Below are 9,576 nucleotides of genomic sequence, written 5' to 3'. Positions count from 1 at the left end.
GTCGATTTGTTCCTGCGTAAAATCTTGTGCCATGACAGAGGAAAGCGGGCACAGCGCGGCAATAACCGCCATGGCTAATGGCAGTTTTTTTATTCTTTTCATGGTTATCTCAAATTAATTAATTATATTTTCAGACAATAACCATCCCGTTCTGGGGTAAATTTAAAAGATACCGCCAAAACAAGCTGATTTTATTTTTATTTGCGCAGAGGTACAGTTAAATAAATCGGGTAATAGGCTTCTCCATATTCGGTATAATTAAATATCAGCATGGATATAGATGAATAGTCTGTTGCAATAATCCACGCACGAGAAAAAATGATGGTGGCCCGACATCTGCACCACGGTTGAGGCCATAGACTGCCGTATTTCGCTTACAGCCTTGCCGCTCTGCCGGGTCTACCGCGGTGCGCCAGCAGGCGTAGCCATCGGCATCCCACAGGAGATATCTGGCACTCTCTATCGCGCGCTGACGTAAGGCGGGCAGCGCTCATCGGCAGCCCCCCTTTCTTCACGACCGTAAGTGGATATTTCGTTTATTATTATTTAATTAGAGCGTAATTCCCCAGCGTCCCAGCCGTAATTACCAGTCGGCGTTAACGAATCACCTAGCTCCTGATAAGCGAAATCATAAAAATCAGCGCTGACCTCATAGCCAGAGTAGTCGACTGCCGCCAGGCCAACGAATGCCCCGGTAAAGAACCCACCATAGCTTTGCAGGACATAATCGTCTGAAAGTATTGCGGCATCTAGCGTGACCGGAATTGGAGTGAAGCTGATCCCGTCAAAGCTATATTCATAGCTGTACGTTTGTTTGCGAACTTTGGTGCGGAACCAGACATACTCGGTACCTTCAGGGATTTTGATGGCATCATCTTTTAAATAAGAGGTATATTTCCCGCGATTATTTTCACCTATTTCGATGACGGAGCCATTAATTTCATTCCAGGTGATGAACACAAAACTCCAGTGGCGATCGTTGTAGAAATTCGTTAACCCCGCCATTTGTTGATAGCTGAATGGATTAAATTTGACCTTAACCTGGGCATCAAAATAGAAGGCTTGCCAACGTCGGGCAATAAGCGACAGGTCATGGGTATTCGCTAACGAACCCTGGCCAATCAACGTCAGTTTGCCATCACCTGTGGTACCCATTTTTTTGCTGAACGGAACGCGGAGCGTATTCCAGTTGCGATCGAGCGTCGACGTTGTAAACGCATCATACTGGCTATGATCTTTTGCGCTTTCGGTGTAAATGGCATCCTCTGGGCCTTCAACAAATGTTTTTCCACCGTGGCCGCCTTCAACACGCGGCCAGCCCTCTTCATCCCAGTACACTTTTTGGATCGACGTTTCTCTGCCCAGCGTTGACCAGCCGCGAGGATCGTAGACAGACTCGCCTGGACGATTCCACGGACGCGCGCAGAGCGAAGCGTAATACCATTCGCCAGCAGGCGTTGAAACCAAAGAACCGTGGCCCTGCTTCTGGATGTAGCTGTCCGGCGTATCGACGTTAGTTAGGAAAACGTCTCCCGGTGCCGTGGTAAAACTGTGGGCATCTAAGGTCTTAGAACGCGCGACAACCTCCTGATGGGTGAATACGGTCCCTCCCTGAGCGGCGAAAAGATAATAATATCCGTTCAGTTTGTAGAGGTGTGGCCCCTCGACGAGCGCAACGGCAGTGCCGCGATAGAGGGTTCGTGCTGTTTCCGGTTTTAACTTTAATGTCCGGGTATCAAGCTCAGTCAACGTAATGCCATCGAATGGGTGATGATATTCCCGATGGTCCCAGGTTTGCTGAACGATATATTTACGCCCGTCATCATCATGGAAAAGTGAAGCATCAAAGCCCACGCCATTCAGCTTGATAGGATCTGACCATGGACCACGAATATCCGTCGCGGTGGTCAGATAGTTGGTCATGTCTTTAAAGGCACCTTCCGTGATTTTCACATCTGTATACACTAACCAGAATTTGCCATCAGCGTGAGAAAGCGCCGGAGCCCAAATGCCACCTGATGAAGGGTTTCCTTTCATGTCTAACAGCGCGGTTGTGGACAAGGGGCTGGGGAGAAGATCCCAGTGCTGCAGGTCCTTTGACTCATGTAAACGCACGCCAGGGAACCACTCAAACGTAGAGTTTGCGATATAGTAGGTGTCATCTACACGGATAATACTGGGGTCCGCATTAAATCCAGGTAACACAGGGTTTTGAATAAGAGTCATATCAATCTTCCTTTATATAATTCTCTAATTTAAATTCTCGCAATTTAATTAAAATTTTAACTATACCCGCACCTCGTCAAGCTGACGGTTGATCTCTGTGACGTTTTTATCTGAGATAGGATAGAGCTGAATGACGATCATCGAAACAACGGATAAACCAATGGGGATCCAAACCGCTGTCATAATAATTCCATCGATAGCATTGGCACTTTGTTGAGCACCGGTTTCGCTAAAGCCATACGCAGCCAGTAACCATAAGGGAATTGCGCCGCCAATAGTAAACCCAATCTTGAAGAAGAGGCCCATGATCGCATTAATAATCGCCGCATTGCGCTTGCCTGATTTCAATTCGCCATAGGCAATCACTTCAGGAACCAGCGCCCACATAAAGCCTGTCGCCGAGGTTAAGCCCCATTGTTTAATGAACGTGGCAATATAAGCAAGCCACAGGGCATCATGCATGCCTTCGCGTGACCAAACGTAAGTCAACAATTCACCCACAATAAACAAGGCAAGGAAAAGATGGAAGAACCCTTTTTTGCCAAAAAACTTCTTGAGTTTGGGCCAAAAAATAGGGAAGACAATACCCGGAATTGAGGCAACAAGACCAACCGCCCCCATCCATTCTGAATGGCCGACAACAAACTGATTGAAGAAGCCATTCACCGTGTTCATGAAGAACATAAAGGTAAAGGCCAGCATGAAAAATAGCCCCAGAATGACCAGCGGCCGGTTGTTTTTCAGTTCAAGAAATAGATCGGTCGTTTTTACGTTGGCCGTTTGTTCTGCCGTCGCGACCACGCGCTCTTTGGTAAATTTATAACAGAAGAAAAGTGCCGCTGCGCCTAGTACCATATAAATTGAGTACACGCCAAACCACGCGTAATTCGCGGATGGATCGGTATAGTTCCCCATATTGAGTTCAAAGCCAAAAAAACCGGTATCCTTGAGGCTTCGATCTTTGGGTGAAGCGATTTGTACAAACATCGGGAACAGGGTATAGACAAGCAGGTTCGCACTGTTTGCCAGCATCATTCGGGTACTGGTCAGTTTATCAATGGACTCAGGATCGCGTGTCAATGACGCGTTAAGAGAACCATAAGGAATATTCACCACTGAATAAACTAAATCCAGCGCCAAATAAATGATAAATGCAAAAGGAACGGAACCCCGAACGCCAGGAATAGGGGCAAACAGCAATGCAGAAAGAATAACGAGCGGAATGCCAGCCCTTAAAAGCCAGGGGCGATATTTACCAGCACTGGAGCTTCTTCTGTCAATGTAGGTTCCGACCATCGGGTCCCAAAAAACGTTAACTATGCGAACAAAAAGAAATATAAACCCTGCCGTTGCTGTGCTGATAGTATTTACCGTCAACATGTGAAGAGCAAGAAAACCGCCAATTGTACCAAAGACAAGGTTTTGCGCAAAATCACCCATGCCATAACCAATGCGCTCGCCCCGCGTTAATTTGTGGTACTCATCATGCCGACTTGGAATTATGTCTTTACGCATTCTAATCAGGTCTCCGATTGTTTTTGTAAATGTGAAACACTTTTTGACACAGATAACCGCGGAGAATCTATTGCGTTTTTATATTAACTAGTTACGTTTTTTTACTTTTGTGATCATTAAACCACAGGTTTTCTATCGTTCACGTAACAAAAATATGGGCTTTGTATTCCCCCACAAGGACCTGGCAGCGCGCATCTACCCGACAAAACCGGCCTTTTATTTCAGCGCGGGTCAGCGGAATCCTCCTGAAGGCTCAATTCTACATGACTGTCGGCAAGGTGAATGCATGACTATAATTTTTGCGATATTGCTCACATTTGAGCAATATCTTAATCTGCGAATGAAATAACGTAATTGATTAACCGACGATGGAAATACAGGATAGCTGCAGTCATTCACTTTACGCGTCCTGAATTACGGAGTTCGTATGCAAAATTATTTCGATCAACTCGATCGCGCGCGTCCTCAAGGCTCTAAAACAACAAACCCGCTGGCTTTCCGCCATCATCACGATCGTTAAAAGAATTTATGCCGTCTTTTCCCCTCTAACCATCGGCGTATCACCCGCCAAACGCACATCCACGCACGAGAACGCTGGATCGCCCCGGAAAGTCCAGAGGCTTGCGCGACGAGTCCACCCCATCTTTTTCCTTAACGCCTTTAGGCTCTATCAAAAATCTAATCATAAATATGAAGATACCTATCAAAACTCAATTCGAGACTACCTCACCCAGCTATTTAACCGCCGTTACTGCTATCATCAACTCGCGATAAAAATTCAGCAGGCGGCTAAAAAATCCGCTGAGTATTATTTTATGCGATATAGATCATTTCAAACGTATTAATGATAAATATGGACACTATCAGGGAGACCTTGTTATCCAATATGTCGCATGGGTACTTCAGAATCGGGTCCGCAGCGATGATATTGTCGCCAGAACGGGCGGGGAGACGAATGCTAATTGTGATGATTGCCCCGCTCATCATAAAAAAGCGACGAAAGGTACCCTAAGCCCTCTGCTCCCCTTCGATTTCCTCCACCTGCTCCAGAGCAGATAGCGCACCGGCGAGCAAGCGTCGGTCCGCGGGACATCTATATTAGAGTCCCCAACACACCCGATCGTTAAAGGAGTTTATGGTGTCTTTTACCCATCTGCGTATCGCTCGTCCCGTCACCCGCCTTGCGCACGCATTCAGGATGTATGCCGAGGGTTTAGGTTTACAAAAAATTGCCGATTTCTCGGATCACGATGGTTTTAGCGGAGTCATGCTGGGCCGTAAAGATTTACCCTGGCATATCGAATTGACTCTCTGTCACCATCACCCGGTTCGCCCTGCGCAGACGGCAGAAGACTTGTTGGTGCTGTACTACCCCGAACGGGATGAGTGGCAAAGGACGTGCGCAAAAATGGAGCTGGCCGGGTTTACCCCGGTGAGCTCGTTTAATCCGTACTGGGATGTTAGCGGGCGGACCTTTGCCGATGACGATGGCTATCGGGTGGTCCTGCAGAACAGAACCTGGTCATCGGCCTAGAGTCAACGCGTAGACCCGCTCAGCCCGCACGGTTTGCGCCTCTGTTCAGTCATAAGTGAATTCATTCAATGCGGGGATAAATAGCGGGCCGAAGGGCATGCTCCCCTTCGGCTCTTATGCCCTATTGCGGGCTCTTTTTCATCTCGTGCGCAGCGAAAGCTCCACGTCATCCGCAAAGGGCACGGACAGGTAACCGTGTTGCGGATCGCGCACGTACTCCAGATATTCGGCGCTGTAGTCGGCATTATCGGCGATGATAAGCGCGCCGGGGCGCAGACGGCTTTCGAGGAGCGCCAGAATCTCCGGATACAGCGCTTTGGCGCCGTCCAGCAGCACCATATCGATGGTCTCCGGCAGATTCTGCGCCAGGGTTTGCAACGCATCGCCTTCGCGAACATCGACCAGAGCATCAAGCCCGGCCTCTTTCAGGTGCTCGCGGGCCCGCAGCACCTTATTCGGCTCAAACTCGCTGGTTATCAGCAGGCCACCGCCGTTATCCTTTAGCGCCGCGGCCAGATGGATCGCGGAAATACCAAACGAGGTCCCAAACTCCACAATATGCTGCGCCCGAATGCTGCGAGCCAGCATATAGAGCAACGTCCCGGTCTCCGCGGCGACGGGGAGCCAGAGATCCTTCAGATGACCATAAAGCTCGCGATATTCGGTTTTGCTGGTCATCATCCGCTCGCGGTCGGCGCGAGGAATGCTGGAAAACGCCGCGCTTGCGGCCCCGTTTGCCTGTTTAAACAGGCGTTCTAATAATGCCGCCAGCGGCGCGGATGTTAGTGTGGTTGACATAATAAATCCTTCAGAAGTTGTGTGGTTTACGCCTGCGGCATAAAATGCGAATAATTCGTCACCTTTAAAGAATACGATCAATTATTCGCATTAACTATTCGCGTTCCGACTCGGGAGAGAAGCGCCATGTCGCCTGCTAAAAGTAAGTTGATTTCATTGAGGAAAAAGCCAAAACAGGCCCGCTCAACCGAGCTGGTCTCGGCGATTATTCAGGCCGCGCTTCAGGTTTTAGAAAAAGAGGGAGCGGTACGCTTCACCACCGCGAGGGTGGCGGAAAAGGCGGGAGTGAGCGTTGGGTCGGTGTATCAGTATTTTCCCAACAAAGCGGCGATTCTGTTTCGCTTACAAAGCGATGAATGGCAGCAGACAACGGCCATGCTCAGCGGGATCCTCGGTAACGCCGATCGTCCTCCGCTCGACCGATTACGCAGCCTGGTGCACGCCTTTATCCAGTCGGAGTGCGAAGAGGCGGGACTGCGCCAGGCGCTCAACGACGCGGCGCCGCTCTATCGCGACGCGCCCGAGGCCCAGGAAAACCGAACCGCAGCCGATAGCGTCTGTCGCCACTTTATTGAGGAAGTCCTTCCCGACGCCTCGGCGGCCAGGCAGCAGCTGACCTGCGAGCTGTTGACGACAACGCTAAGCTCGGTGGGCAGCAGTTTCTCATCCAGCCCGCGCACGGCCGAAGAAATTAGCCGCTTCTCTGATGCGATGGCGGATATGTTCAGCGCCTGGCTAAAAGAGTCCGCGCAGGAGGACGCCGCCCGGCGGTAAGGGCAAAGCTCTCTACCTGCCGGCCGCCGGCGAGGCGACAAATTTAGCCCGACAGCTTCGGGTTTAGCGCGTACAATGCGCCACCCGGTCTTTCTGACGAAAAGGCCCGACTCTCCCGTTTTCAGACCTGATGCCAGGCGGATAAATGAAGCAAATTACCCTCAGCGATATGCAACAACAGCGCGAAGCGGCGGCGAATTCCTCGCGCCTGCGCGCGCACCGTAACTTTCATCCACAATTAAGCGATCCGGTACAGCGTTTAGCCGTTGCGATGGAGCCCGGCACCTACGTTCGCCCCCATCGCCACCCGCACACCTTTGAGCTGCTGCTGCCGCTTAGCGGACGCTTTTTGGTCTTGAATTTTGATGACCAGGGCTACGTCACCCGCCGGGTGATTTTAGGCGAAGAGTGCGCGGCGCTGGAGATGGATGCCGGGACCTGGCATGCGGTACTCTCGTTAGATCCCGGTGGGATTATTTTCGAAGTAAAACGCGGCGGCTATCGGCCGGTAGCGGCCGAGGATTATGTCTCCTGGGCGCCGGCTGAAGGCGACGCGGGCACCGCAGAACTGATGGCGTGGTACCGCAAGGCGCAGGTTGGCGACGGCGCGTTTACCCTCTAGAAACGCCGGTTCCTCAGACAAAGACGCCCTCAGTCGACTCACGGCGGGCGGCGTCCTTACCGCAGCGTACTTCGCGAAAAATTAAGAAAAAACAAAAACCAACCCGCGTACCCGCCCAACCTGGTATATATTCAAAAAGCACTTTTCTGCCTTTATTTCACCGCCGCTAGCCATTTTTGGAATATGGATGAAACCCTATCTCAGCCCGGTCGCCGTACTTTGCACGTTATGTTTATCCTGCACCTATGCCAGCGCCGAGGTTGATCTGGGCTCTATCGATATTTTCTCGGCAAACAACCCCAATAGTCCGGTACCCAAAGGGTTCGTGCTGGGCGCCGCCGCCATCAGCGGCACCGCGCGCTACGAAAAGCAGGATAACGATACGCACCTGATCCCCGGCGGACTCTATTTTGGCGACCGCTTTATCTACCTTGGCGATCGCGCCCGCTACTATTTTCATATCGATGACACAGTGGCGGCCTACGGTTACGGCCGCTGGCGATTTGGTAATTTAGATCCCAGCGATAGCGATGCGTTCAGCGGAATGGAAAAGCGCAAGGGAGAGTTTGAAGCGGGGATCGGCGCGACGCTGATCACCCCCTATGCGCTGCTCAGCGCACGCATCAGCTCCGACGTCACCGGTCGCAGCGACGGGCAGGAGCTGCTTTTATGGGCGGATTTCCCGATCATCAAAAACAATCTGCTGATCATGCCGGGGATGGGGCTGATGATCCGCAGTAAAAATATGGCGAACTACTATTTTGGCGGCGTGTCGTCCGCGGAAGCTACCGACCAGCGCCAGCAGTGGGATACCGGCACGACCGTTTCGCCGATGGCGGCCATTGTCACCAGCTACCGCTTTAGCCCCCACTGGGTAGGGATGTTCGCGGCTAACTACGAGCTCTACGATAAGGACATCGCCGACAGCCCTATCGTCCAGCACAGCGGCGAGCTGTACGGTATTCTCGCCGTCGGCTACACCTGGTAAGCCCGCGCTAGCGCCCTTCTCCTTCAGCGTTCAGCCCTGCGGCCACCTCCAGCGCCATGGTGCTAAACGCCCGTGCGGCCGCGCTCTGCCAGGCATCCTTATGCTGCAGCAGACAGGCCGTTCTTTCCAGCAACGCAGGCGTTAGCTCAACGGCAACCAGATCGTCGCGCTCCCGGACAACGGCGGCCGGCAGCAGGGTCGATAGCGGCGTACGCTGGATAACGGTCAGTACCGCGCTAATCGAGTTCGCCTCCATTCGAACCTGCGGCTCAATCCCATACTGGCGGCAATAGCGATCGATCCGCTCGCGGGTCGCAAACTCTCCGCTGAGCAATATCAGCGACTCCTGACTCAGCGCTTCCCGCTCCACCCGCCGCTGCGCCGCCAGCGGATGATGGCGACCCACCACCAGCGCCAGCGTTTCCGTCAGCAAAGGGCGGGAAACGATATCTCGCGAGCCGCCACCGTCAAAAGCAATCCCGAGATCCAGCTCATCGTTGCGCAGCAGGGCTTCCATTCGATCCTGATCCATTTCGCGCAGGGTCAGAGAAATATTGGGGTAGCGCCGGTAAAAAGAGCCCACCAGCGGCCCCATAAAATAGGTCGTAAAGGTCGGCATCATCGCCACCCGCAGCGTCCCTCGCTGAAGGTCCTCCACGTCGTGAATGGCGCGCTTTCCCTCGGCTAAATCCTGCAGCGCCCGGCGCGCATAGATCAGCCACACCTCCCCGGCATCCGTTAAGCGGATGCTGCGCGCGCTGCGGTCAAAAAGCTGGGCCCCCAGCGTCTCTTCGAGCTGGCGGATCTGCTGCGATAGCGCCGGCTGCGAGATATGGAGTGCCGTTGCGGCGCGCGTAAAGCCGCGATGTTCGGCAACCGCCAGAAAACAGGTGAGATGGCGCAGCAGCATGCCGGTATCCATAAGTAATTCAAATTGAACTCATCATAAATAAGTCTTTTAACTTATGGAATAAGATACGTAACCTGTCGGCACGTTTAATCCCGGCGCGTCCCCCGCGCGCCGCGTCCCTGTTTGCAGGAGCCTTTATGTCCATCGACGTTAACCTTCTTCAGCCTGCGTCCGTCGGCCGCCTTGGCCCGCATCCGCAGCGGGCAGGC

Annotated in this window: 8 protein-coding genes and 3 pseudogenes; 6 read left to right on the top strand and 5 right to left on the bottom strand. The window is 52.3% G+C overall.

All coding sequences use genetic code 11. The features are described 5' to 3' along the window. From RTE01_RS25105 to RTE01_RS25095, 3 genes and pseudogenes are all read right to left on the bottom strand, one after another. Positions 1 to 102: pseudogene (locus RTE01_RS25105) on the bottom strand (carbohydrate porin); the annotation flags it as partial. A 444-nt stretch (positions 103 to 546) separates the two neighbouring features. Further along, positions 547 to 2,226 (bottom strand): glycoside hydrolase family 43 protein, encoded by a 1,680-nt coding sequence (locus tag RTE01_RS25100; protein ID WP_141335455.1) that lies wholly within the window; start codon positions 2,224 to 2,226, stop codon positions 547 to 549. 60 nt (positions 2,227 to 2,286) lie between these two features. After that, positions 2,287 to 3,726: an MFS transporter gene (locus tag RTE01_RS25095; RefSeq protein WP_170197861.1), complete on the bottom strand. Its 1,440-nt coding sequence runs from the start codon at positions 3,724 to 3,726 to the stop codon at positions 2,287 to 2,289. A gap of 442 nt (positions 3,727 to 4,168) precedes the next feature. Between RTE01_RS25095 and RTE01_RS26495 the strand changes: the two are divergent. The 3 genes and pseudogenes from RTE01_RS26495 to RTE01_RS25085 form a co-directional block, all read left to right on the top strand. Then, positions 4,169 to 4,252 (top strand): annotated as a pseudogene (locus tag RTE01_RS26495) (hypothetical protein); the annotation flags it as partial. Between the two features lie 284 nt (positions 4,253 to 4,536). Then, positions 4,537 to 4,800: pseudogene (locus RTE01_RS26490) on the top strand (GGDEF domain-containing protein); the annotation flags it as partial. A 76-nt stretch (positions 4,801 to 4,876) separates the two neighbouring features. Next, positions 4,877 to 5,275 carry a VOC family protein gene (locus RTE01_RS25085; RefSeq protein WP_409372344.1) on the top strand — a complete coding sequence of 133 codons (399 nt, stop codon included), beginning with the start codon at positions 4,877 to 4,879 and terminating at the stop codon, positions 5,273 to 5,275. Positions 5,276 to 5,413: 138 nt separating this feature from the next. On the opposite strand, the gene RTE01_RS25080 is transcribed toward RTE01_RS25085, so the two are convergent. Next, complete coding sequence (locus RTE01_RS25080; protein WP_134527209.1) at positions 5,414 to 6,073, bottom strand: O-methyltransferase; 660 nt, start codon at positions 6,071 to 6,073, stop codon at positions 5,414 to 5,416. A 126-nt stretch (positions 6,074 to 6,199) separates the two neighbouring features. On the opposite strand from RTE01_RS25080, the gene RTE01_RS25075 reads away from it, so the two are divergent. The 3 genes from RTE01_RS25075 (at position 6,200) to RTE01_RS25065 (ending at position 8,457) form a co-directional block, all read left to right on the top strand. Beyond that, positions 6,200 to 6,847, top strand: a complete 648-nt coding sequence (locus RTE01_RS25075; protein WP_134527212.1) for a TetR family transcriptional regulator — start codon at positions 6,200 to 6,202, stop codon at positions 6,845 to 6,847. 145 nt (positions 6,848 to 6,992) lie between these two features. Next, entirely contained in the window at positions 6,993 to 7,469 is a 477-nt protein-coding gene (locus RTE01_RS25070; RefSeq protein WP_134527215.1) for a WbuC family cupin fold metalloprotein, read from the top strand. Positions 7,470 to 7,656: 187 nt separating this feature from the next. Further along, complete coding sequence (locus tag RTE01_RS25065; RefSeq protein ID WP_041146628.1) at positions 7,657 to 8,457, top strand: MipA/OmpV family protein; 801 nt, start codon at positions 7,657 to 7,659, stop codon at positions 8,455 to 8,457. Between the two features lie 7 nt (positions 8,458 to 8,464). On the opposite strand, the gene cynR is transcribed toward RTE01_RS25065, so the two are convergent. Continuing rightward, positions 8,465 to 9,367 carry a transcriptional regulator CynR gene (cynR, locus tag RTE01_RS25060; protein ID WP_115192156.1) on the bottom strand — a complete coding sequence of 301 codons (903 nt, stop codon included), beginning with the start codon at positions 9,365 to 9,367 and terminating at the stop codon, positions 8,465 to 8,467. Between the last annotated feature and the right edge of the window lie 209 nt (positions 9,368 to 9,576).

It is taken from the genome of Klebsiella terrigena (assembly GCF_006539725.1).
Lineage (GTDB): Bacteria > Pseudomonadota > Gammaproteobacteria > Enterobacterales > Enterobacteriaceae > Klebsiella > Klebsiella terrigena.
Note: the sequence above shows the minus strand (reverse complement) of the source record. Positions and strands in the feature narration are given on the sequence as shown.

What these genes read in the sequence shown, in the direction of transcription:
- RTE01_RS25100 (WP_141335455.1), bottom strand. Translation starts at nt 2,226, where the DNA reads ATGACTCTTATTCAAAACCCTGTGTTACCTGGATTTAATGCGGACCCC.
- RTE01_RS25085 (WP_409372344.1), top strand. Translation starts at nt 4,877, where the DNA reads ATGGTGTCTTTTACCCATCTGCGTATCGCTCGTCCCGTCACCCGCCTT.
- RTE01_RS25080 (WP_134527209.1), bottom strand. Translation starts at nt 6,073, where the DNA reads ATGTCAACCACACTAACATCCGCGCCGCTGGCGGCATTATTAGAACGC.
- RTE01_RS25075 (WP_134527212.1), top strand. Translation starts at nt 6,200, where the DNA reads ATGTCGCCTGCTAAAAGTAAGTTGATTTCATTGAGGAAAAAGCCAAAA.
- RTE01_RS25070 (WP_134527215.1), top strand. Translation starts at nt 6,993, where the DNA reads ATGAAGCAAATTACCCTCAGCGATATGCAACAACAGCGCGAAGCGGCG.
- RTE01_RS25065 (WP_041146628.1), top strand. Translation starts at nt 7,657, where the DNA reads ATGAAACCCTATCTCAGCCCGGTCGCCGTACTTTGCACGTTATGTTTA.
- cynR (WP_115192156.1), bottom strand. Translation starts at nt 9,367, where the DNA reads ATGCTGCTGCGCCATCTCACCTGTTTTCTGGCGGTTGCCGAACATCGC.